Source organism: Corynebacterium sp. NPDC060344, from assembly GCF_042725215.1.
GTDB lineage: Bacteria > Actinomycetota > Actinomycetes > Mycobacteriales > Mycobacteriaceae > Corynebacterium.
On record NZ_JBHXCS010000001.1, the window covers coordinates 108,847 to 132,767 of the forward strand.

Here is a 23,921-nt window from a genome sequence, read left to right on the forward strand (position 1 = left end):
GGCCGTGGCGGGCGGTTCGTTCATGGTGGGGGCTCACTCCCCTGCCCTCCGTATCCGGCGTCACCTTTTGGAATCACTGGGCGGCGTCACTTTTCGGATTCTTCCTCGCCGTTCTCCCGAGTGGGCTGTCTCCCCTTTTTCGCATGCCGCTTTCTCGCATGGCGTCGCAACGCACGACCCGGATTCGCCCACGCCGCAGGATGCTGATTCTCCCGCGGCACACGCCCAGCACCATCACCTGAACCCCCGGGATCACCCGCACCACCGCCTGGACCGCCTCGTGGACTCGGACCCCGCGGAGTTGCTGGCCCGCCCGAATCGTTGTGCGGCGGGGTCCACACGATCCGCGGCTCACCCGGGCCATGACCCTTGCGCGACCACCACTTACCCGGATCCCGCCGCGAATCATCCACATTGGCGTGCGTCTTCGGATCAACCAGAGTCATCAGGTTCAAATCCGTGCCACCACCGAACTGCCACGCCTCAGTGTGGTGGATATGGCACCACGCCGCCGGCGCCGACGACCCCGGAGCACTGCTCATCCCCTCGGCACCCAGCAACGCCAAGTACTGCGCCATCGTCCCCGCACGCTCCGACCGCCCCAAGTACAACGGCTCACCGTTGAAGTCGAGCACCTCCAGGAACAGATTCTTCACGTCGCAGTTCTCGATGGCCTCCGACACCGACATGTGCACGTTGGTATCCGTCATCACCACACCGGTCATGTCCATGAGCTGATCCAGCGTCGCCACCACGACCACCGACGTCGTACCCCGCGCCGGCTGCAACCGTCTCCTGCGCGGCGGCGGCCGACCCGTCCGCGCCCGTCCGGTCCCTGCGGCCCGTGTCGCCGGCTCCTCTGCCATGCGGGCTGCTTCGTCGATGGTGTGGTCGAACATCGTGTCGGCCTGCGCTCCGAAATCAGGGTCGATCAGCGGCACCGGCCCCACACCGGGACCCGTCACACCATCCTCCGAACACAAGTCCTGATGGTCCTGGCACTTCCCCGCCGGACCAGAATCAGGCCCCTCATCCGGACCAGCCGCCGGACCAGCATCAGGTCCAGAATCCGGCCCCACATCAGCACCCGCAGTCCCCGGGCCCCAACCCTCGTCCGCGGCGGGGAATGCACCAGGGCCGTAGCCTGCGGCCAACGCGGCCTCGAGAGCATCATGAAGACGCTGCGACGGGCTGCGCTCATCACCGGCGGCCTCACCACCGGGCAACAAACCACCCGGCCGGCCATGATCGGCGGCCAACCGCTTGAGTATCGCCGCCAGGTGCGGCGTCAACTGCCCCGAAATCTTGCTCATCCCATCGTGGCCCTGCACGCCGACCCGCACACCACGGGCACGCTTACGGTCGGCATCGGTATACGGGTCATCGATGCCCAACATCGCCCGCAACATCGGCGCCAACTGATCCAAATCATCGACGTCGACGTGCTCGACGAGCTCGGCGATGTGCGGATCGGCCACCCTCGTCAACTCCGCGTGGACGCTGTGCGGGAAACCGCGCAGCACCCGGTCGACCTTGTCGACGGCATCGGCACCGATGACACCGGCCTCCACCTTCGCCCGCAGACACGGCATGTAGTCCGGGTTGCCGGCGTCGCCGAGTGCTTGGTGCCCGGGTGAGAGCCTGCGGTGGGCTGCCCGGCGGCGGCGTGCCTCACCGCGGCTGATGCGCTGCGACCGTGCCAGTGCCGCGGGGATCTTGCCGTCTGCCACCGGGGCGTCATCGCGGCGTGCCTGGAGGTACTGGGCGTCGACGACGGCCAACTGCTTGCGGGCGGTCTCCAGGCGCCCGTAGGCCGCCTCGCGCTGCGTGCGGGTGAGCCGGTCCCACGCACCGGTGGCGACGGTGGCCGCGTCGGCGAGGGCGTCGATGGCGGCGAGCAAGTCGGCGGCACATCCGGCTGGGGTGGTCATGAGCCCCAAGCTAGGACCGGGGTGAGTCGTATGCCAGTGCGAAACCGAGGTTTACCGGCCCACGGCACGGTCACTTCGTGGAATGTGGTGAGGCACAGGGGTTTTGGGCCCGGCAGGAGTTTTCACCGGCGCTACCCCCGTTTGCTACACCCGTGATTGTACTTTCGATTCGTCCGCGACTATGCGGTCGGAAGATGTGGCGGGAGGTGCAGATGTGAGCACCGCCCCGAACCACTTCCCGGGCATGCGAGAGGCGGCGCACCGGGCATCGGTGCGCCGCCTCGTCGTCAAGCAAAAGGCTCTGCCGACCCCGCCGGCTAGTACACGACGCCGAACACCCAGCCGAGCAGCGTCATCGCGGCGGCGGAGATGACCACCAGCGCGATGATGTTCAGCCAAATGCCCGCACGCACCATGTTGCCCATGGACACGTAGCCCGAGCCGTAGGCGATGGCGTTCGGAGGGGTGGCCACGGGCATCATGAAGGCGGACGTCGCGGCCAGCGCCACCGGCACGGCCAGCAACATCTGATCCATGCCAAGGCCGATCGCCATGGCACCGACCAGCGGCAGGAAGGTGGCGGCGGTGGCGGTGTTGGAGGTGAACTCCGTCAGCACCAGCACCACCAGCGCAACGACGACGACCAGCAGGACCACCGGCAGGAAGCCGAGCCCGGACATCTGCTCGCCGATCCAGTCGGACAGGCCGGAATCGGTGAACTGCTTGGACAGCGCCAGGCCGCCGCCGAACAGCAGCAGCACGCCCCACGGCAGGTCGAGGGCGTCCTCCCAGCGCAGCAGCTTCACGCCGTCGGGGCCACCCGGGATGAGGAACAGCGAGATGCCCACGCCCATGGCGATCACGGCGTCGACGAGCATCGTGTCGGGCCAGATCACCGGCACGAACACCCACGCCAGCGCGGCGATGATGAACACGACGAGCACCCGCACCTCGCCCTTCGACATGCCGCCGAGCTTGGCCAGCTCCTCCTTCATCAGCGCGCGGCCGCCGGGGATGTGGTTGATCTCCGGCTTGAAGATCACGCTGGTCAGCAGGAACCACGCCGCGGCCATCAGCACGACGGCGACGGGCACGCCGACGAGCATCCACTGGCCGAAGCCGATGTTGACGCCCTGCTCGGCCATGTACGCCGCGAGCATCGCGTTGGGCGGCGTGCCGATGATCGTGCCCAGCGACCCGATCGACGCCGCGTAGGCGATGCCCAGCATCAGCGCGATGCCAAAGTTCGACTTCGGCTCGGGGTCGGTGGAGTGCTCGTAGGTCTTCTCCCCCGCCTCGGAATTGCCCGCCTCGGCGTCATCGTCGAGGTCGCCGTCGGCGTCGAGCATCTGGGCTTCGCCCTTGCTTGGCGACGGCCCGTCGGCACCCGCATTGGCCGCCTTCCCCGACTTGGCCTCCTCGCGCAGCATCCCGACGATGAGCGACAGGACGGAGACGCCGATGGGCAGCATCATGACGGCGGTGGCGGTGTTGGACACCCACATGGACAGGAAGCCGGTGGCGATCATGAAGCCCAGGACCAGCAGCTTCGGCGACGATCCCATGGCCACGAGCACCCACAGCGCGACGCGCTTGTGCAGGTTCCATCGCTGCATGGCCAGCGCCAGCAGGAAGCCGCCCATGAACAGGAAGATGGTCGGGGCGGTGTACTGCCCGGAGAAGTCGCCGATGGACGCGATGCCCAGCGCGGGGAACGCGACCAGTGGCAGCAGCGCGGTGACGGTGATGGGGATGGCCTCGGACATCCACCAGGCGGCCATGAGCACGGCGATGGCCGCGGTGCCGCGCAGCATGTGGTCGAGGTCGGACGGCATGAAGAAGTACACCGCCAACGCCAGGACGATGCCGGTGATCAGGCCGAAGCGTTTGCGGAACAGTTCCCGGGGGCCGTCACCCCGATCCAGCTGCCCCGGCGATTTTTCTGCGGCGGCCTTGGCCCCCGGTGAGGTGGATGAGGTGGTCGTCGACATCGTGGCGTCGCTCCCTTTGCGCGGGCGCCGGTTCGGACGGGTGGCGTCGGTCACGGCGCGGGCATGGACGTGGTACGCCTCCCAGAGTATCCCACTGACAACACGCCCCTATGATGGGCCCACCGAGTGGGCAGCTTTACGACGCCGCCCGCCCCGTCACCCGTTGCGCCCGTACGTCGCGCGGCGGTGCAGGGCCTCCAGGGGCCCGGGCTTTTCGGCCTTGGCCAGCGCCCATGCCCCGATGAGCGTCACCAGCCACACGGCGGTGGCCCACAGGCTGATGATGGTCAGCGACTCCCCGGAGAACAGGTCGAGCATCCACGATGCCGCGATGATCATGAACAGCACCGACTGGGCGACGTAGCCGGACATCGACCGCTGTCCCAGCGCCTGCAGCATGGCCAGCGGCAGCGGCGGCACGATGGCGTCACCGCGCTGGGCGGCGTCGCGGATGCGCCGCTGGACCGGCAGGCACAGCAGCGCGATGAGGGCGATGAGGCCGGGGCCTGCGAGGATGCCGGCGGCCTGGCTGAGCCCCTGGGCCCACGTGCCGTCGATGACGCCGAGCTTGGACAGGCCGGACGGGATGCCGGTGGCCACGGCGGCGATGGCGCCGACGATGGCGACGATGACGAGCAGCTTCTTGTGCGCGGCGGATTCCTCGAGGATGCGCATGCGGGCGGCGACGACGCCGACGAGCATGAGCGCCATCAGCTGCGGCCCCGCCAGCGCGACGGTCAGCGGCGCGGATGCCACGGAGACCGCGCCGATGAGCAGCTGCCGGCCGAAGTAGCCTTCGCCGAACATGGCCAGGCCCTCCATCTCGGCGCCGGCGGCGCCGGTGGCGCCCATCGCGCCCATCGCCCCACCCATGAGCATGCCGGTGGCGATCGACAGCACCCCGAGCACGCCGGCGATCCACAGCAGGGTCTTGTTCCGCAGCGGGACCAGGAACGTCACGATCAGCCCCATCAGCGCGTACGTCAGCAGGATGTCACCGAAGAACAGGAAGATCGCGTGGACGACGCCGAACAGCGCCAGCCAGCCGTAACGCTTGAGCAGCAGGCCGCGCGCCGCCGACCATGGCATGCCCCTGGAGTATTCGCGCATGACCAGCATGCCGATGCCGTACCCGAACAGCATCGCGAACATGGGCAAGCCGCGGACGTTGACCAGGACGTCGTTGAGCACGGTGACCACGCCGTCCGTCGGCATGCTGCGCTTGGGGCCGTCGGCCTTTCCGCCGATCATCAGCCAGGCGGTCGCGGCGTTGGCCACGGCGATGCCCAGCAGCATGAATCCGCGCGCGACGTCGGGGGCCAGGATCCGCTCCTTGACGCCGGTGTGGTGGAAGGACGGCTTCTGCTTGACGACGGGCTGCGCCTGATCCTGCGGCGCCCGATCCCGCGGCGCCCCCATGGCGGGGGCCGGTCGCGGGTGGCGGTGGGCGTCGTCAAGCGGGTCCGGGGTGCGATGGTCCATCAGTTCCTCCTGGTGTCGCCGGCGCCGTAGGTCAGGCGGCGGTGCAGGGATTCGAGGGGGCCGGGGCGGCCGGCGGCGTGCAGTGCGCGGGCGGCGATGAGGGTGACCAGCCATACCGCGCACGCCCACGCGACGATGATGGTCAGGGATGCGTCGTCGAACAAGTCGAGGAACCACGCCGCGGCGACGATCTGGAACAGCACCGACTGGCCGACGTAGCCGGACATCGACCGCTGGCCCAGCGCCTGCAGCGACAGGAACGGCTCCGGCGGCGACAGCGTCCGGCCGGCCTCGGCGGCGGCGCGGATGCGGCGCTGCAGCGGCAGACAGATCAAGGCGATGGCGCAGATGATGCCGGGGCCGGCCAGCGTGCCGGCGATCGACGACGCCGATCCCCAGTGAGCGCCGTCGAGGACGCCGATCTTGGCCAGTCCCGCGGGGATGCCCGTGGCGACGGCGGCGGTAAGGCCGACCGCGGCGACGATGGCGAGCAGGCGGCGGTGGCGGACGGGGTCCTCGAGGATGCCGGCGCGGGCGGCGACGATGCCCAGGAGGATGAGCGCCCCGAGCTGGGGGCCGACGTCGAAGATGCTGGCGGGGACGGTGATGGCGCTGATCAGGCCGATGCCCAGCTGCTTGGTCAGGTAGCCGCCCTCGGACATGTCGGTGCCGCCCGTGGCGCCGGAGGCGGCGCCGGGGAACATCGCCGCAGCATCGGCGTCGCCGCCTTCCATGGCGATGATCACCGCACCGACGACGGCGAGCACTCCGGCGACCCACAGCAGGGTGCGGTTGGACAGCCGCAACAGGAACACGGCGATCAGGCCCAGCAGCGCGTACAGCATGAGAATGTCGCCGCTGAACAGGAAGATGCAGTGCACCGCGCCGAAGAGCACCAGCCAGCCGTAGCGGCGCAGCAGCAGGCCCCGGTAGGTCTTCGGCTCGACTCCCCTGCGCGATTCCCGGGTCACGAGCATGCCGATGCCGTAGCCGAAGAGCAACGCGAACATGGGCAGGCCGCGGACGTGCACGAAGATCTCGTTGAGCACGACGAGCACGGTGTCGGCAACCGAGCGGTCCGGGGCGGTGACCGCATTGGCGGCACCGGGTGCGGTCGCCGCCGGTGACGAGGAATAGAAGGTCCACGACGTCACGGCGTTGGCCACGCCGATGCTCAGGAGCATGAGGCCGCGGGCTACGTCGGGCGCCAGGATGCGCTCTTTCGCCCGGGTGTGGTGAAAGCTCTCGGTGGGAGCCGCGCCGGACATGGAGCCGCCTCTCAAGTGGTGTTTACAGAAGGGGCTTCATTGTATAACCAATGATGGATTAACGTGTGCGCCGATCGCGGCGGGCGAAGTCGGCGCCGAACATCTACTGTCCGACGCCTACTGCCCAACGTCTACTGCCCAGCATCTACTGTCCAACGTTGTCGCGGAAGCACTCCTGGTACTCGGCGGACGTGTTGTCCAGGTGGCCGCACTTCTGGTCGGCCTCGTCTACGAGGTTCTGTGCCGCCACGAACAGGGCCAGGGCGATCGCGATGGCCAGGCCACCCGTGATGACGCCGATGAGGCCCATGCCGAATGCGCCGCCCGTGCGCGGCTGGCGGCCGGCGGCTTCGACGCGCTTGTGGGCGCCGATGGACTTGACGATCGCGATGATGCCCAGCACCACCGCCACCACGCCGAATGGCGCGCCGATGATGAACGCCGACGTGATCAGCGCGCCCATGCCGATGGCCAGGGAAATGAGGCCGAGCTGCCGTCCGACGGCGGATCCGTCGATGCCGTCGGGGCCGTAGCCGTCGGTGGCGGGATTGCTCATGGTCGTGGTGCTCCTGGGGTGATGGGTGACGGAAGAAATGTCGGGTGGCGCGTCAGTTGATGCCGAGGCTGCCGAAGACCGAGTTCTGGATGCAGGTGTCGTACGCGGTCCGGTCCTGGATCAGGTGCTGGCATTCGGCGGCCGCACCCGCTCCGATGACCACTCCCCAGATGATGAATCCGAAGATGATCAGCGCCAGGATGGACGACACGATCGCGATGACCGACATGGCGGTGGTGCCGCCGGTCTGCGTCGAACCGAGCTTCCGGGCCTTCGACCCAGCGCGCAGCGCGACGACGGCCAGGATGATCGCGATGATCGCCAGCAGACCGCCGAAAATGACGAAGGCGGTCGGGATCGCGAGCAGGCCCAGGATGAGCGCGGCGATCGCCATGCCCTTGCCCGTGGGCACCGACGGCTGGGCACCGCCGGCGCCGTACCCGTGGCGCGCCGGATCGGCGTAGTACCCGTCGTACCCGGCACCGCCTCCGTAGCCCGGCCCACTCTGATCCGGGGTGCCGTACGCGGGCGCGCCGTACCCGGGAGCAGCCTGCCCATCGCCTGGCTGGGACGCCCCACCTGCGCCGGTGTTGGCGTCGAAGGGGTCGTATCCGGCGTGGTCCGGTCGCGACATCGGGATTCCTCTCGGGTGGTCGGACTACTGCATCGTGCGGCGCTTACGCTACCCCACTGCCTCATCCGGATGGACGAGCAGCCGATCGGCGTCGGAGCCGGTCTGCGTCGCGGCCGATCGGAGGAGCAGCCGCTTGGCGCAGCACCCCGCGGCCACTCACCAGTTGCGCAGGTAGCCGATCCGGTCGCGCAATTGCTGCTCGGTGCACAGCGCCGTCGGCGGCCCCCCGCAGTTGCGGCGCACCTCGTTGTGGATCTCGCCGTGCTTGCGGCCCGTGCGCGCCGCCGTCATGGACACCAGGGTGTTCAATTCCTTGCGCAGCTTCGGGATCGCCTGGCTGGCCACGCCACCCGCCCGGGGCATGGGCACGTCCGGGGCGTCGCCCGGCGCCGAAGCCCCGATGCCGGCCGCGCCGGTTGCGCCATCGGGACCGGCTGCCCCGGCCCCGTTGGACAGCGACTCGCCCAGATCGAGCTCGCCCATCTTCCGCTCGTGCTCGGATCGGGCCTCGGACGCCTTGAGCTGCTCCTCCTGGCGCTTCTGCAGGAGGGTGCGCATCTGCTCGGCGTCGAGAAGCCCGGGCAGGCCCAGATAGTCGGCTTCTTCCTCCGATCCGGCCATCGTCGCCGTGCCGTAGGAGGAGCCGTCGTAGATCAGGTAGTCCAATTCGGCGTCGGCGCCGAGGGACTCGTAGGACGGCAGCTCATCGGGCTCGGACTCGGTGCGGTTGGCCTCGGCGACGAGGTCGTCCTCCCAGCCCTCGCTCGGGCGGTGCGGCTTGCCCAGGATGTGATTGCGCTGTACCTCCATCTGCGACGCCAGATCTAACAGCACCGGCACCGACGGCAGGAACACCGACGCAGTCTCTCCGGGGCGCCGCGAACGCACGAAACGGCCGATCGCCTGCGCGAAGAACAGCGGCGTCGACGAGCTCGTGGCGTAGACGCCAACGGCCAGGCGCGGGACGTCGACGCCCTCGGACACCATGCGCACGGCGACCATCCACTCGTCGGTCGAATCCGAGAAGGTCTTGATGCGTTCCGACGACCCCGGTTCGTCGGAAAGCACCAGAGCCACCGGAGTGGAGCTGAGCTGCTCCAGAACCCGCTTGTACGCGCGCGCCGTCGTCGCATCCGTGGCGATGACCAGCCCGCCGGCATCCGGGATGTGCTTGCGCATCTGCACCAGGCGCGTGTGCGCGGCGCGCAGGACCGACGGGATCCAATCGCCGCCCGGATCCAGGGCCGTGCGCCAGGCGCGGGTGGTCTCCTCCGGGCTCATGATCGTGCCCAGGCGCGCCGCGAACTCCTCGCCCGCGGAATCGCGCCACCGGGCCTCGCCCGAGTACGCCAGGAAGACCACGGGGCGGACCACGCCGTCGCGCAGCGCGTCGGCATAGCCGTAGACGTGGTCGGCGACGGACTTTTGGTGGCCCTCGCCATCCTCGGCGTAGCGCACGAACGGGATCGCGGCATCGTCGGAACGGAACGGCGTACCCGTCAGGCACAGCCGGCGCTCGGCGCCGCCGTAGGCCTCGGCGATGCCGTCGCCCCAGCTCTTCGCGTCGCCGCCGTGGTGGACCTCGTCGAGGATCACCAGCGTCGGCCGCGCATCGGCAACGGCCCGGTGCTTGAACGGATGCACCGCCACCTGCGCATACGTGACCACGATGCCGTGGTAGGCGGGGTTGACCACGCCCTTGGCGTTGGTGAACGCCGGGTCCAGGGCAATGCCCGACCTCACCGCCGATTCCGACCACTGCACCTTCAGGTGCTCGGTGGGCACGACGACGACCACCCGCTCGACGACGCGGCGGGCCAGCAGCTCGGCGGCGATGCGCAGGGCGAAGGTCGTCTTGCCCGCGCCCGGCGTCGCCACCGCGAGGAAGTCACGCGGATTGGCGGACAGGTACTTGTCCAGCGCCTCCTGCTGCCATTTGCGCAGGCCGCTCACTTGCGGCGGAGGGTCTTGTAGATCCGTTCGCAGTCCGGGCAGACCGGCGAACCGGGCTTGGCGGACTTGGTCACCGGGAAGGTTTCGCCGCACAGCGCGACGACGTAGTCGCCCGACACGGCGGAGTTCACGATCCGGTCCTTCTTGACGTAATGGAAGAACTTCGGGGTGTCGTCGCGCGTCGTCTCGTCGACGTGGGTGTCGGTCCGTTCGATGGTCTTCGTGGTCTTCAGGGGCGTGCTCACGGTTCCCGATTGTGCACCATCGGCCGGATCGGCAGGAGCGCGGCCCCGGAATGCGGGAGTTTTCCCGGGGAGTACCGTTGTGCCCATGGCGAGTCGGCGGACCAATCGCCGGGGCAGGCGCGGCTCCGAGGCGGTGCTGATCACGGACGCGCGGCAATCCCGCATCCGCAATTACAACTACCGCCGCCACACCTACGCCGCGCTGCAGTGGTCGCGCATTCCCCTGCTGTTGCTGGCCGCCGCGTCGTTCCTGTGGTGGGACCTGACGTGGTTGGCGACGATCCTGACCATCCTGTCGGTGCCCATGCCGTGGATCGCGGTGGTCATCGCCAACGGCGTCGGCGAGCCGGCGGACAAGCGGTCGCCACGGGTGTACAAGCCGGGTCTGGTCCGCGAGCAGAATCGCCGGTGGGAGGAGGCGCAGCGCGAGCGGCTGGCGCAATTGGCCGATCGCCCGGCGCACGTCCTCGGGCCCACGGCCGCCGGCCAGACCGACCTGAATCTGCCCGCCGTCCCCGACGACCCGGATACTGGTGCCGGGCACGGCCCCCTCGGCCCCTACGCGGGTTTCGACCCGTCGATGATCATCGACATGGACGGGATCCCGGACGCCCCCGATCCCAACTCCACCGACCCCACCACAGACCAATCCATGCCCGACACCACCGACCGACCGGAGAACCCCAGCACGTGAGCACCTCCCCGATCCCCGCCCCGCCCACCGACGAGGAGCTGACCGGGCTGCCGGCGCTGGCCCCGCGCCTCGCCGCGGCGCTCCGGGACCTCGGTTTCGGGGTTGCGGGCCTGCGCCAGTTGCTTGGCGACGACGGCCTCGCCGCCCTCGACCGCGGCGAGCCCGAAGCCGTGGCACGAAAGCTCCACCTCGCGCTCGACCGGCCGGGGTTGGCGGCGGCGGTGGCCGCGTTCATCGTGGGCGACGCCGTGGACCTGGCCCCCTGGATCGGCGACGATCTCCTCGCCGAGTGCCTTCGCTGCGGCGTGCTGCGCGAGTCCGACGGCCGCCACGCCGCCGCCATCGACGTCCGCCCGGTGGAGATCGCCGGCGTCGAGCGCCTGGTGTTCTCCGACCGCGACGCGTCAATGACCGACCACGTCCCCGGCCCCGATCACGTCCTCGGCGTCGGCCGCGCGTCGCGGTCCCTGCTGGACATCACGCCGGTCGACCCCGTCGGTTCCGTGCTCGACCTCGGCGCCGGCTGCGGGGTGCAGGCTCTCGGCCAGCATGGGGCCGGGTCGATCACCGCCACCGACGTCCATCCGCGCGCCTGCCTCTATGCCGAGGCGACGCTGGCCGCAGCCAGGCTCGGTTCTCATGTGGAAGTCCTCGAGGGTTCCTGGTTCCACCCCGTCGCGGGCAGCCGCTTCGACCGCATCGTGGCCAATCCCCCGTTCGTCGTCGGCGTGCCCGAAGTGGGCCACGTCTACCGCGACTCCGGCCTGGACCTCGACGGCGCCACGGAGCTGATGCTGCGCGAGGTCCCCGACCACCTCGAACCGGGCGGCACCGCGCATCTGCTCGGCGCGTGGGTCCACGTCGACGGGGGCGACTGGACGACGCGGGTGGCCTCCTGGTTGCCCAATGACGGCGTGGAGGCGTGGATCATCCAGCGAGACGTCGTCGATCCCGCCGCCTACGTGGGCACGTGGCTGCGCGACGAATCCATCGATCCGCGCGGTGCCGAGGGCCGCGAGAAGACCCGCCGCTGGCTCGATCACTTCGCGGCCAACGACGTCGCCGGCATCGGGTTCGGGTACGTCACCATCCAGCGCATCGACGGCCCTTCGTCGATCACGTGCGAGGACATGCCGCAACCGCTGGGCGGCCCCTTCCGCGACGAGGCCGCCGAGTGGCTGCTCCGTGCCGAATGGCTGCGGGACAAGGACGCCGACGGCATTCTCGCCGCGAGTTACCGCGTGCGCCCCGGCGTCGCCGTCGAACGCGTCGAGCTCGCCGGTTCGCAGGCCGACCCCGACCAGGGCTTCTCCCCCGCCGCCCTGCGCATCACGCGCACCGACGGCCCCCGGTGGAGCCACGACACCGATGACACGATCGTCCGCATCCTCTCCGCGGTGACCCCGGACGCGCCGCTGGCCACCGTCCTAGACGTCATGGCCATGCTCGGCGCGTTGCCCGAGGACGGCCTCGACGACGTCAAGGATGCCCTCGTCCCCGTCGTCGTCGATCTGGTCCGCCATGGGCTGGTCCTTCCGGTTGAATTGCTTGACGACGAAGACGCGTAACCAGAAGCAGCGACTAAAGCGGCAGAGAGATGAAGGCGGTACGGCGATGAAGGAGGCACAGCGATGAAGGCAGTGTTGACGCGGGTGACCCGCGCATCGGTGACGGTCGATGGGGAGATCGTCGGCGAGATCGACGGCGGGGAGACCGGGGGCATCCTCGCCCTGGTCGGCGTCGGGCGCGACGACGCACCGGACGCGTGGGAGACGATGGCGCGCAAGATCGCCGAGCTGCGCATCCTCGACGGCGAGACGTCGGCCGCCGATGCCGGTGCGCCGGTCCTGGTGGTCAGCCAATTCACGCTCATGGGCGCGACGAAGAAGGGCCGGCGGCCGTCGTGGACCGATGCGGCGCCGGGAGACGTCGCCGAACCGGTCATCGCGAATATCGTCGGGCGCCTCCGGGAACGCGGCCTGACGGTTGCCGAAGGTCGCTTCGGCGCGATGATGGACGTCGAGTCGGTCAACTCTGGACCCTTTACCGTGCTCGTCGAATGCTGACACCGCCACAATCTGTCCGCCGGATCACGCGGCGCGCGGGATCGTCGTAAAGCCGTGCCACTCCCCCGAATTGGGGCAACCGGAAGCCGGCCGGAACACATGACTGTAAAGGCATTTTCGCGGTGTGACGCAGCCCACCTGCAGTTTTGCCGGAGAAACCCACAGCCGGCCGGAGATTCCCGAATATCACCGTTCGCCGGGAACCCGGTGCCGGGAACAATCCCCGGGGGACGCCCGTTGAACCCTGTGAGATCGTCGACTTCGCAATGAAAGGCCGGATCACATGACTAGTGCCGATGTCCGAACTGACGAACAGAACGCCCGGGAGCGAGATCGCGGGCGCCGCAGCGGGAACAACAACAATCCTTCCGCGGACCTGGTTCGCGTGTATCTGAACGGAATCGGCAAGACGGCCTTGCTCAGCGCGGAGGAAGAGGTCGAACTCTCCAAGCGCATCGAGGCCGGCGTGTACGCCGAGCACCTGCTGGCCAGCGGCGCCAAGATGACCCGCGCGATGAAGCGCGACGTGAAGATCATCGCCAAGGAGGGCAAGGCCGCCCGCGCCCACCTGCTCGAGGCGAACCTGCGCCTGGTGGTCTCCCTGGCCAAGCGCTACACCGGCCGCGGTATGCCGCTGCTGGACCTGATCCAGGAGGGCAACCTCGGCCTGATCCGCGCGATGGAGAAGTTCGACTACACCAAGGGCTTCAAGTTCTCGACCTATGCGACGTGGTGGATCCGCCAGGCCATCACCCGCGGCATGGCAGACCAGTCGCGCACCATCCGGCTGCCCGTCCACCTGGTCGAGCAGGTCAACAAGATCTCCCGCATCAAGCGCGAGCTCTACCAGCAGCTGGGCCGCGAGGCGACCAACGAGGAGCTGGCGGAGGAGTCGGGCATCGCCGAGGGCAAGATCGAGATGCTGCTGCGCCAGTCCCGCGATCCGGTGAGCCTGGACATGCCGGTGGGCACCGACGAGGAGGCGCCGCTGGGCGACTTCATCGAGGACTCGGAGGCCACCGATGCCGAGGAAGCCGTCGTCGCGTCGCTGCGCCACCATGACGTGCGCCGCGTGCTGTCGACGCTGGAGGTCCGGGAGCAGGAGGTCATCAAGCTGCGCTACGGCCTCGACGATGGTCTCCCCCGCACGCTGGACCAGATCGGCCGCCACTTCGGCCTGTCGCGCGAGCGCGTGCGCCAGATCGAGCGCGAGGTCATGGCCAAGCTGCGCGACGGCGATCGCGCCGAGCGCCTGCGCGCCTACGCCAAGTAGGTCCGGCGCACCCGCAACCGGCGCCGCTTTCCCCGCCACCGCCCCGTCACCGCATTCACCCGGTGACGGGGCGCGCCGCGCGAAGGGGAACATTCCGGCGCTCATTGCGGTTATTGTTGAGGTATCCGCGCCGACCGTCGCTTCACCGATGTGCCGGCGCACCGCCGCGCTCGTGCGCGGCCAGACGTTTCGAGCACCCGGAGGACAGCAGTGAGGGACCTGGTAGACACCACGGAGATGTATTTGCGGACCGTCTTCGAGCTCGAGGAAGAGGGCATCATCCCCCTGCGCGCCCGCATCGCGGAGCGGCTTGAGCAGTCCGGCCCGACCGTGAGCCAGACCGTCGCCCGCATGGAGCGCGACGGGCTGCTGTCGGTGGCGCCGGATCGCAGCCTCAAGCTGTCGGACGAGGGCCGGGCCCGCGCCACCTCGGTGATGCGCAAGCACCGCCTGGCCGAGCGCCTGCTCACCGACGTCATCGGCCTGGAGTGGGACAAGGTCCACGACGAGGCCTGCCGGTGGGAGCACGTCATGAGCGACGAGGTGGAGCGTAAGCTCCTTGGTGTTCTCGAAGAGCACACGCTGTCGCCGTTCGGCAACCCCATCCCGGGCCTGTCGGAGCTGGATTCGCCCGCGTCCGCCGAAATGCCGTCGGATGCGGTCCGCCTTTCCGATCTTCCCGCCGGTGGCCCGTACGAGGTGACGGTGCTGCAGATCAACGAGATCCTTCAGGTCGAGCCGACCTACATGAAGCGGCTGCACACCGCCGGCATCATGCCGGGTGCCGCAGCCGAGGTCGAGCTCCATCCGGGGCGAGTGACCTTGGCGCGTGGCGATCATTCGCTGGACATCCCGGACACGCTCTCCCACGCGGTCATGGTGGTGCGAAACAAGTGAAACTCCTGGTGACGGGTGGTGCCGGTTACGTCGGCGGCGTCAATGCCGCAGTGTTGCTCTCCAAGGGCCACGAGGTCACGGTGCTCGACGATCTGTCCACGGGCAATCGTGACGGCGTGCCGGAGGGCGCCGAGTTCATCGAGGCCAACGTCGCCGACGTCATCGGCGATGTCCTGTCCGACGGCGGCTACGACGGCGTGCTGCACTTCGCCGCCCGGTCCCTGGTCGGCGAGTCGGTCGAGGTCCCGTCGGAGTACTGGCACGGCAACGTCGGCACGACGCTGACGCTGCTCGACGCCATGCGGGACACCAACACCAACAATCTGGTGTTCTCCTCCACGGCGGCGACGTACGGCGAGCCGAAGCAGGTGCCCATCACCGAGGACATGCCCACGGCCCCGACCAACGCGTACGGCGCCACGAAGCTGTCCATCGATTACGCCATCACGTCCTACGCCCGCGCCTACGGGCTCGGCGCGACGAGCCTGCGCTACTTCAACGTCGCCGGCGCGTGGAACGGCCACGGCGAGAACCGCGTCGTGGAAACCCACCTGATCCCGCTGGTGCTGCAGGTGGCGCTGGGCCACCGCGACAAGATCATGGTCTTCGGCGACGACTGGCCGACGCCCGATGGCACGGCCGTCCGCGACTACATCCACGTCAAGGATCTCGCCGACGCCCACCTGCTGGCGCTGTCCTCGAATCAGCCGGGCACGCACCGCATCTTCAACCTCGGTTCGGGCGACGGCTATTCGGTCCGCCAGGTCATCGAGACCTGCCGCGAGGTCACCGGCCACCCGATCCCGGCGGAGGACGCCCCACGCCGCGGCGGCGATCCGGCCACGCTCATCGCGTCGTCGGCCCGCGCCATCTCGGAGTTGGGCTGGGATCCGCAGCTAACGGATCTCAAGACCATCGTCGCCGACGCCTGGGAGTTCACCGAGGCCCTCGGCGACCGCGCGCACTCCGCGCACCGCTAGCGCTTTTCCGCTTGACGACGGCCCCGCGCCCCCGCACTTCACCGGGGGCCGGGGCCGTCGGCGTCCCCGTGTCCGCCGGGGTGCACCTCGCCGAGGATGGCGGTGGTGGCCTCGAGCATGGAGCGCAGGGCCTCGTCGCCGCGACCGGACGCCATGGCGGCGAAGAGGAGGTTCGACAGGGAGTGCTCGGGGTCGGTGTCCACGGCGGCGTCGAGGGCGGCCTTGGCGATGCTCGCATTGCCGTGGAGGTACCGGTCGATGGCGTAGCAGGCCAGTGCGTTGGACCGGGCCGATCCCCGGAACAGCCGGCCGCAGCCCAGCCACAGCACGCGGACGGTGTCGGCGGAGGGCCCGAGGATCTCGCACATGGTCAGATCCCGCAGCAACAGGCTGACCAGAGGTCGCGCGAGGGTGCGCAGGTGGTCCGGTGCGCCGAGCGCATCCTCGACGGACACGTCTCCGCGGTCGACGGCGTCGACGAGCGCCAGCCATTCGAGGTGAAACTCGCGCACCTGCTCCATCGCGGCGGGCCCGGGCAGGCCGCCGGCGCGCACGCCGTGGACGTCGCCGCCGGCGCGGCGCAGGGCCTCCCCGGCCGTGATGCGGCACGCGGCGGGCTCCGGCAGGAACCGCTCCCGCATCGCGTCGATGTCGGGTGAGATGGCCTCGCCGGAGCAGTGGAGGTGGCCCGAGGCCCACGACGCCGCCGGCTCGCCGAGCGTGCCGATGCCGAATCCGTCGATGCTCCAGACCTGCTCCCCCGCCCGCAGGGCGCGCACGCCGGCGAACTCCACCACCCTCAGGTCGGCGGACTCCAGCGCCGATTCGATGTATCCGAAGCGTCGTTCCAGTTCCTGCTCCGTTCCCGCCCAGGAGTCCGCGATGACGTAGACGTCGACCCTTTCGTGCCCCTCGTCGGCCATCGCGTCGGCCGCCATGCGCACCGCCCGGGCATCGACGTCGTCGTCTCCGAGCTGGCGCACGAGTACGGGCCCCGGCTCGTCCAGGTCGCGGTCGCCGAAGACGAGGACCAGCGACTCGCAGGGGTAGTAGCCGAGCAGGCCGGGCAAGTTGGTCAGGAAGTCCGCGGGATCGGCGACGTCCATGGCGACGTCGATGGCTTCACTCATGGCCTGGCCCATGTCTTTGCCGGTGGTTTCGCCCGTGCGCGCGTCGCCGGGCAGCGGGTGGTGGGTGCGGTGGTGGGTTCCGTGGTGGGTTCCGTGGTCGGGGTGGTCGGCGTCGTGGCCTCGGTGTGTCATGACCGCAGGATGGGTGACGCGCCGCGGCGGGGCTCGTCGTAAAGCACCCCGGAGACGCCCTATTGTGGATGAAACGGGCCCTGTGGAATATTCGCCGGGCGACGTTGGTTGCACGAGTCACACGCCGGATGACGGCGGTGGGATTCACCCGGATGCCGAGAAGGAGGCGCAGACCATGGACGAGGGACACGACATGTACGAGATCCAGTTCCCCGCCCCCGATGTGGGGCCGAAGAACGGTGGCCTGACCATGGTCGTGGCGCTGCAGGGTTACGCCGACGCGGGGCTCGCGGTCGCGGGGTCGGCGGGCCATCTCATCGATGCGCTGGACCACCGGCCGCTGGTCAATTTCAACAACGACGAGCTGGTCGACTACCGGTCGCGCCGCCCGGCGGTGACCATGGTCGGCGATGCCGTCGCCGAAAGCGCCGAGCTGGACCTGTCGCTGCAGGTCGTGCGCGACAACGCCGGTAAGCCGTTCCTGCTGCTGTCCGGCCCGGAGCCGGATCTGCGCTGGGACGCGTTCTCGGAGGCGGTGGCGGATCTCGCCGAGCGGTTCGACGTGCAGCGCACGGTGTCGCTGTATTCGGCGCCGATGACGGTGCCGCACACCCGCCCGCTGGGCATCATCGCCCACGGCAACGACCGCGAGCTGCTGGCCGGCCACCGCACGTGGGGCCAGCGCGTGACGGTCCCGGGTGCGGCGAGCCTGCGCATCGAGCTCGAGCTCAATCGCCGCGGCCGCAACACCTGCGGGTTCACGGCGCAGGTGCCGCATTACGTGGCGGCGTCGGACTACCCGCTGGCCGCCCTGCGGCTGCTCGAAGCCGTCGCCGGTGCGGGCGACCTCGACTTCCCGTTGGCCGCGCTGGAGCGCGAGTCGGAGAAGGTCGCGGAGCTCCTCGCCGAGCAGGCGACGGAGTCCGAGGAGGTCGCCGGCATCGTGCACATGCTCGAGCAGCAGCATGACGAGGAGGAGCGCCGCCGGTCCACGCTCGAGTCGAATCCGCTGGTCCGGGAGGACGGGTCGATGCCCTCGGCCGACGAACTGGGCGCGGAGTTCGAGCGGTTTTTGGCCACTCAGCTCGATGCCCCTCCGCGTGACGACGACCCGGCGGACACCTCCCCCGCCGACACTGCGGAAGGTGCCGGAGCGTCGACCGATGCCACGGATTCGGATCACTCCGCGGATACCGCCGAAGGCTCGGCCGACACCGAGGACTCGGCAAATACCGCCGACTCGGAGTCCGACGACACCGATGGCCCCGACGATCCCGGTGGCCGGCGCCCCCGCCGCCCCTGGTTCCGGTTTTAGATCGAGCCGGGCACCACGGCCCCGCCGAGGTGGCGCGCCAGAAATTCCAGGGCCGCCTTCTCGGTCGCGGGTGACGCCACGGAGTGGTTGAGGGCCGTGCCCTGCGCCACCGACGGGAATTCGTCGATGACCATCTCCACCTGCGCGCCACGAGCGATCCACCCGTCGGCCAGGTTCTTCGCCTGGTCGAACGGAATGAGATCGTCGTGGCGACCGATGGAAATCAGCACCGCCGCCGACGGCGTCAACCGGCCGATCGTCTGCTCGTCGACGATCCGCGAGAACTTCGGCGACTCGGCGATGTGCTCGGCGATGGACCTGCTGTCGCGGGTCCACATCCGGGTCTGCTGGCCCATGGTCAGCAGTCCGGTTTCCTCCACGCACATCCCCGACACCGTATCCAGGATCCGGCGGCCATGGGGGTTGAGGATGGCATCCTTCTTCTCCGCCAGCACCGGGTGCCGCTCGGCGAAGCCGTTGACGGCCCACCCGATGGCGCCGGCGAGGATCGACCCATCGATGCGCTCGAGCACCGCGCCAAGATCGGCCGGCGGCGCACCGGCGTAGGCGGCCCGCAAGTTCAGCTCCGGTGCGAGCGTCGGAGCCAGCTCCGCGGCCGCGGCTACTGCCCCACCGCCCTGCGAATACCCCCACAGCGCCACCGGCGAATCGGCGGGCAGACCGTCGATGGCGAGGCCGGCGCGTGCGGCGTCGAGAAGCACTCGCCCCGACTCCACCCTGTTGCCGTAGGTGTGCATGCCGTCGCCGCCCAAGCCGATGTAGTCGGAGATGACCACCCGGTAGCCCTGCCCCAGGAGCAACCGACCCTGGGCGATGTGGCCGCCGCCGGGCCGTCCGAACGTCGCCGACGGCGCGCATTGGTCGCCCTGGCCGACCGTGCCGGGGGCGACGACCACCGTGGGACGCGACCCCTCGTGCGGCCATGGGGTCTCGGGCACCAGGACGATGCCGCCGACGGTGACCGGGCGGCCGTGCTCGTCGGCCGAGGTGAAGCCGATGATCCGCGCCGACGCGGCGATCTGCCGCCCCGGCGCGTAGCTGCCGTCGATCAGCGGCGCGGGAGCCGGCATGGCGGTGTCGCGCACCGATGTCACGGCACCTGTCACGGTGCCGGGCGCGGTCCCTGATGCGCCACCTGTCGCGGCACCTGATGTGGCCCCCGGCGCCACCCCGGTGGGGAGTGGATTGGCGGAGGTGGGCGTCGTCAAGCACGACGCCGCCAGGACACCGACCGCAACCAGGAGCGCGCGTGCGCGGGACCGTCTCATGCCCCCATCAAAGCACGGCGGCCGGGTCAGAACTGGCAGGTGGCGGGCAAGTTGATGTCGCCGGCGGAACCGTTGGCCGAGGCCTCCTTGAGCGCGATGCCGAAGGCGGTGGCCAGGTAGTGGGTGGCCAGCTCCGAGCCGGACATCATGGGCATGGTGTGGCCGATGCCCGAACCCGGGGCGATGCGGGGGATCTCGGCGGCGACGAAGGTGACCTCGGCGCCCTGCGCGCACCAGTCGCGGGCCATCTGCTCGGCCTGGCCGAATGGGATGACGTCGTCGTTGCGGCCGTTGAGCACCAGCACCGGGGCGTTGGGCTTCAGGCGGCCGATGCGGTGATGGTCGAGGACGCGGACGATCTCGGGGCGCTCGGCGAAATGCTCCGACAGCGAACGGCCGTCGACGGTCCACGATCCGGTGTGGTCCAGGCCGACGCGCTCGACGGAATTGGAGATGCAGTCCTCGGCCAGTCCCGCCAGGATCTCCTTGCCGTGGGGCGAGGCGATGTCGTCCATGATCGGGCGCAGCTCCGGATGCGAGGCGAGGAACCCGTTGACCGCGTAGCCGATGGCGCCCATGATCATGTTGCCGTCGATGCGGGTGAGCACCTGCGACAGGTCGGCCGGGGGCGCGCCGGCGAAGGTGACGGCGACGTTGAGGTCCGGCGCGTAGGTCTGCGCCAGCTCCGCGGCCGACGCCGTCGCCCCGCCGCCCTGGGAGTAGCCCCAGAAGGCCACCGGCGAATCCGACGGCAGCCCGTCGATGGCCAGGCCGGCGCGCGCGGCGTCGAGAAGCGTCTGCCCCTGGTCGACGCGGTTGGCGTACGTGTGCACCCCCGGCGCCCCGAGGCCGATGTAGTCGCTGACCACCACGCGGAACCCCTGCTCGAGCAGCGGCTGGACCTGCCCGATCTGGCCGCCGCCGGGCTGCGTGCCGAACGTCGCCGACGGCGCGCACTTGTCGCCCTGCCCCACCGTGCCCGGGGCGACGACGACGGTCGGGCGCGGGCCGGCATGATTCCACGGCACGTCCGGCACGACCACGACGCCGCCAACCTCGCGCCCGCGACCGGCACCATCGCGGGTGGCGAAGCGCATAATCCGCGCCGAATGCGCCACCGAGTCGTTGCCGGGCATGGCGCTGGGCAGGGCGCTTGAAACGGCGCTGGACAGGGCATCCGTTGCGGCACTGCCGGGCCGCTGGCTTTGCGACGGTTCCGGCGCAGGATGCGAGGAGAGCACCGTCCCGGGCGCCGCGTCGATCACGGGGAGGTCCTCCCCCGCCCACGCGTCGGCCACCGCATCGGCGGGAGTGGCCGTGGCCGTCCCCGGCAGCACCGCCCCCGCCGTCGCCGTGAACAATCCCGCCGCCACCAGCGCCGCCGCAGCGCGCTTCCATCCACTCGCATTACGCATATAACAATGGAACCACGAGGAAGCGGTACCTGCCCGGCAATTGGATAGTCTGGACGGCGTGTCTCTCTCCGCCATGCTCCCCGACCTCGCCGACGTCCCCGAATCGCTGATCGACGACGCGATCGTCGACTCGTTCATCGCCTGGACGCGGGAGACCGGCATCACGCTCTACCCCGCCCAGGAGGAGGCGACTCTGGCCCTTGCCGGCGGCGACCACGTGATCCTGGCGACGCCGACGGGCTCGGGCAAGTCGATGGTGGCCATCGCCGCGCACTTCGCCGCCCTGGCCCGCGACCAGCGCAGCTTCTACACGGCGCCCATCAAGGCCCTGGTCAGCGAGAAGTTCTTCGCCCTGTGCGAGGTCTTCGGCGCGGAAAACGTGGGCATGATGACCGGCGACGCCACCGTCAACGGCGGCGCGCCCATCGTCTGCGCCACGGCGGAGATCGTGGCCAACATCGCGCTGCGCGAGGGCCCGGAGGCGCGCATCGACCAGGTGGTCATGGACGAGTTCCACTTCTACGCCGAGCCCGACCGCGGGTGGGCGTGGCAGGTGCCGCTGCTGCTGCTCAACCGGGCCCAGTTCCTGCTCATGTCGGCGACGCTGGGCGACGTGTCCATGTTCCGCAGCGACCTGAAGGAGCGCACGGGCCGCGACGTCGAGCTCGTCGCCGGCACGACCCGTCCGGTGCCGCTGGACTTCCACTACGTGCACACGCCGGTCCACGACACGCTCGACGAGCTGCTCGAGGGCGGCAAGGCGCCGATCTACGTGGTGCATTTCTCGCAGCGCGAGGCCATCGAGCGCGCCCAGGCGCTGACGGGCCTGAAGCTGCTCACTCCCGAGGAAAAGGAACGCATCCGCGCGGAGATCGGGGATTTCCGCTTTACGACGTCGTTTGGCCGCGTGCTGTCGAAGCTCGTCCGCCAGGGCATCGGCGTGCACCACGCCGGCATGCTGCCGAAGTACCGCCGGCTCGTCGAGCGCCTGTCGCAGACGGGCCTGCTGAAGGTCATCTGCGGCACCGACACGCTCGGCGTGGGCATCAATGTGCCCATCCGCACGGTGCTGATGACCGGGCTGGTCAAGTACGACGGCACCCGGCAGCGCATTCTCAAGTCCCGCGAGTTCCACCAGATCGCCGGTCGTGCCGGCCGCGCGGGCTACGACACCGAGGGCACCGTCGTGGTGCAGGCGCCCGACCACGAGATCGAGAACTTCAAGCTGCGCCGCCGCGCCGGCCAGGACGAGGCGAAGATGAAGAAGCTGCGCCTCAAGGCCGCGCCGAAGGGCGAGGTGACGTGGTCGGAGAAGGCGTACGACAAGCTCGTCGATCAGCCCCCGGAGGCGCTGACCAGCCGCTTCCGCGTCAGCAACGGCATGCTGCTCAACGTCATCGGCCGCGGCGGCGACACCTTCGCCAACATGCGCGATCTGCTGCGCGGCAACCACGACACGCGCCACCAGCAGAATCAGGCGATCCTGACGTCGATCGAGCTCTACCGCGGCCTGGTCGCGGCGGGCATCGTCGAGGAGACCGAGGGCCCCGGCGGCGAGGGTGACGTCCGTCCCCGGCTGACCGTCGAGCTGCAACGCGATTTCGCGCTCAACCAGCCGCTGGCGCCGTTCGCGCTCGCCGCCCTGGAACTGCTCGACCCCGAGGCCGACGACTACGCGCTCGACGTCATCTCCGTGTTCGAGGCGATCCTCGACGATCCGCGCCCCCTCCTCGCCGCGCAGCAGAAGGCCGCCCGCGGCGAGGAGATCGCGGCGCTGAAGTCGGAGGGCGTCGATTACACCGAGCGCATGAACATCGTCGAGGACATCACGTGGCCCAAGCCGCTCGAGGAGGAACTGGAGCAGGCCTACCAGACCTACGCCAAGGGCCACCCGTGGGTCCGCGAGTTCGAGCTGTCGCCGAAGTCGGTGGTGCGCGAGATGGTGGAGAAGGGCATGACCTTCTCCGACGTCGTGTCGGAGTACGGCATCGCCCGCGCCGAGGGCGTGCTGCTGCGCTACCTCACCGACGCCTGGCGCACGCTGCGCCACACGTTGCCGCGGGAGGCGTCCAACGACGAGCTCGCCGACATCGTCGAGTGGTTGGGCGAGCTGATCCAGCAGGTCGATTCGTCGCTGGTCGACGAGTGGGCGCGCATGGCCGACGCGGACAAGCCGGTCGACGAGGAGACCCTGCGCGAGGCGGCCTTCGGCGGCGATGACTCGCGCCCGCTGACCGGCAACGTCCGCGCGTTCACGCGCATGGTCCGCAACCTCATGTTCCGCCACGTGCAGCTGTTCGCCATGGAGAAGGAGCGCGAGCTGGCCGAGCTGGATTCGCTTGTCGACGACGCACCGGATTGGCCCTCGCTCATGGACGACTACTTCGGCGAGTACGACGACGTGGATCTGGGTCCCGCCGCCCGCGGGCCCGAACATTTCCGGGTCGACGACGACAACGCCGCCGGGGAGGGCTCCGACGGCGGGTTCTGGCGGGTGGAGCAGACCATCCTCGACCCCGACGATGACCGGGGCTGGCGGATCATCGCGGAGGTCGATTTGGCCGAATCGGATGCCGCGGGCGAGGTTCGCCTGCGGTCACTCGAGGTCAAGGCCGGCTGAGCTCGGCCCAGCCTCGGCCCAGCCTCGGCCCAGCCTCGGTGCTGCCCCGG

At 69.7% G+C, this 23,921-nt stretch carries 19 protein-coding genes; 8 read left to right on the forward strand and 11 right to left on the reverse strand.

What is annotated here, in order from left to right; genetic code table 11:
• Positions 1 to 86 precede the first annotated feature (86 nt).
• The 8 genes from ACFWGD_RS00545 to ACFWGD_RS00580 form a co-directional block, all read right to left on the reverse strand.
• Positions 87 to 1,931 (reverse strand): DUF222 domain-containing protein, encoded by a 1,845-nt coding sequence (locus ACFWGD_RS00545; protein WP_377776574.1) that lies wholly within the window; start codon positions 1,929 to 1,931, stop codon positions 87 to 89.
• Positions 1,932 to 2,248: 317 nt separating this feature from the next.
• Positions 2,249 to 3,922 (reverse strand): SLC13 family permease, encoded by a 1,674-nt coding sequence (locus ACFWGD_RS00550; protein ID WP_377776575.1) that lies wholly within the window; start codon positions 3,920 to 3,922, stop codon positions 2,249 to 2,251.
• Between the two features lie 156 nt (positions 3,923 to 4,078).
• Entirely contained in the window at positions 4,079 to 5,404 is a 1,326-nt protein-coding gene (locus tag ACFWGD_RS00555; protein WP_377776576.1) for a DUF418 domain-containing protein, read from the reverse strand.
• Positions 5,404 to 6,588: a DUF418 domain-containing protein gene (locus ACFWGD_RS00560; protein WP_377776577.1), complete on the reverse strand. Its 1,185-nt coding sequence runs from the start codon at positions 6,586 to 6,588 to the stop codon at positions 5,404 to 5,406. Before ACFWGD_RS00560 ends, ACFWGD_RS00555 begins: the two co-directional genes overlap by 1 nt.
• Before the next feature lie 229 nt (positions 6,589 to 6,817).
• The gene (locus ACFWGD_RS00565) at positions 6,818 to 7,228 is read right to left on the reverse strand and encodes a hypothetical protein (protein WP_377776578.1); all 411 of its coding nucleotides are present in this window, start codon (positions 7,226 to 7,228) and stop codon (positions 6,818 to 6,820) included.
• 52 nt (positions 7,229 to 7,280) lie between these two features.
• Positions 7,281 to 7,862 carry a hypothetical protein gene (locus tag ACFWGD_RS00570; protein ID WP_377776579.1) on the reverse strand — a complete coding sequence of 194 codons (582 nt, stop codon included), beginning with the start codon at positions 7,860 to 7,862 and terminating at the stop codon, positions 7,281 to 7,283.
• Between the two features lie 156 nt (positions 7,863 to 8,018).
• Positions 8,019 to 9,815 (reverse strand): DEAD/DEAH box helicase, encoded by a 1,797-nt coding sequence (locus tag ACFWGD_RS00575; protein WP_377776580.1) that lies wholly within the window; start codon positions 9,813 to 9,815, stop codon positions 8,019 to 8,021.
• Positions 9,812 to 10,060, reverse strand: coding sequence for a DUF3039 domain-containing protein (locus ACFWGD_RS00580; RefSeq protein WP_377776581.1), 249 nt, complete (start codon positions 10,058 to 10,060; stop codon positions 9,812 to 9,814). Before ACFWGD_RS00580 ends, ACFWGD_RS00575 begins: the two co-directional genes overlap by 4 nt.
• Positions 10,061 to 10,145: 85 nt before the next feature.
• On the opposite strand from ACFWGD_RS00580, the gene ACFWGD_RS00585 reads away from it, so the two are divergent.
• From ACFWGD_RS00585 to galE, 6 genes are all read left to right on the forward strand, one after another.
• Positions 10,146 to 10,754, forward strand: a complete 609-nt coding sequence (locus tag ACFWGD_RS00585) for a DUF3099 domain-containing protein (protein ID WP_377776582.1) — start codon at positions 10,146 to 10,148, stop codon at positions 10,752 to 10,754.
• Positions 10,751 to 12,322 carry a methyltransferase gene (locus ACFWGD_RS00590; protein ID WP_377776583.1) on the forward strand — a complete coding sequence of 524 codons (1,572 nt, stop codon included), beginning with the start codon at positions 10,751 to 10,753 and terminating at the stop codon, positions 12,320 to 12,322. Before ACFWGD_RS00585 ends, ACFWGD_RS00590 begins: the two co-directional genes overlap by 4 nt.
• 63 nt (positions 12,323 to 12,385) lie before the next feature.
• On the forward strand, positions 12,386 to 12,820 hold the full coding sequence (dtd, locus tag ACFWGD_RS00595; protein WP_377776584.1) for a D-aminoacyl-tRNA deacylase: 435 nt from the start codon (positions 12,386 to 12,388) through the stop codon (positions 12,818 to 12,820).
• 283 nt (positions 12,821 to 13,103) lie between these two features.
• The gene (locus tag ACFWGD_RS00600; protein WP_377776585.1) at positions 13,104 to 14,093 is read left to right on the forward strand and encodes a sigma-70 family RNA polymerase sigma factor; all 990 of its coding nucleotides are present in this window, start codon (positions 13,104 to 13,106) and stop codon (positions 14,091 to 14,093) included.
• Between the two features lie 210 nt (positions 14,094 to 14,303).
• The gene (locus ACFWGD_RS00605) at positions 14,304 to 14,990 is read left to right on the forward strand and encodes an iron dependent repressor, metal binding and dimerization domain protein (protein WP_377776586.1); all 687 of its coding nucleotides are present in this window, start codon (positions 14,304 to 14,306) and stop codon (positions 14,988 to 14,990) included.
• Positions 14,987 to 15,970: a UDP-glucose 4-epimerase GalE gene (gene galE / locus ACFWGD_RS00610; protein ID WP_377776587.1), complete on the forward strand. Its 984-nt coding sequence runs from the start codon at positions 14,987 to 14,989 to the stop codon at positions 15,968 to 15,970. Before ACFWGD_RS00605 ends, galE begins: the two co-directional genes overlap by 4 nt.
• A gap of 38 nt (positions 15,971 to 16,008) precedes the next feature.
• Here the strand turns inward: galE and ACFWGD_RS00615 are convergent, their stop codons facing one another.
• Positions 16,009 to 17,232, reverse strand: a complete 1,224-nt coding sequence (locus ACFWGD_RS00615) for a DUF4192 domain-containing protein (RefSeq protein WP_377776588.1) — start codon at positions 17,230 to 17,232, stop codon at positions 16,009 to 16,011.
• A gap of 175 nt (positions 17,233 to 17,407) precedes the next feature.
• On the opposite strand from ACFWGD_RS00615, the gene ACFWGD_RS00620 reads away from it, so the two are divergent.
• Positions 17,408 to 18,547: a PAC2 family protein gene (locus ACFWGD_RS00620; protein WP_377776589.1), complete on the forward strand. Its 1,140-nt coding sequence runs from the start codon at positions 17,408 to 17,410 to the stop codon at positions 18,545 to 18,547.
• Here the strand turns inward: ACFWGD_RS00620 and ACFWGD_RS00625 are convergent.
• Both ACFWGD_RS00625 and ACFWGD_RS00630 read right to left on the reverse strand, forming a co-directional pair.
• Complete coding sequence (locus tag ACFWGD_RS00625) at positions 18,544 to 19,662, reverse strand: lipase family protein (protein ID WP_377776590.1); 1,119 nt, start codon at positions 19,660 to 19,662, stop codon at positions 18,544 to 18,546. The two genes, ACFWGD_RS00620 and ACFWGD_RS00625, sit on opposite strands and share 4 nt — an antisense overlap.
• A 200-nt stretch (positions 19,663 to 19,862) precedes the next feature.
• Positions 19,863 to 21,251, reverse strand: a complete 1,389-nt coding sequence (locus ACFWGD_RS00630) for a lipase family protein (protein ID WP_377776591.1) — start codon at positions 21,249 to 21,251, stop codon at positions 19,863 to 19,865.
• A 73-nt stretch (positions 21,252 to 21,324) separates the two neighbouring features.
• Here ACFWGD_RS00630 and ACFWGD_RS00635 point away from each other — a divergent pair, with 73 nt between their 5' ends.
• A complete protein-coding gene (locus ACFWGD_RS00635) occupies positions 21,325 to 23,871 on the forward strand; it encodes a DEAD/DEAH box helicase (RefSeq protein ID WP_377776992.1) in 2,547 nt (848 codons plus the stop codon).
• Positions 23,872 to 23,921: the final 50 nt, after the last annotated feature.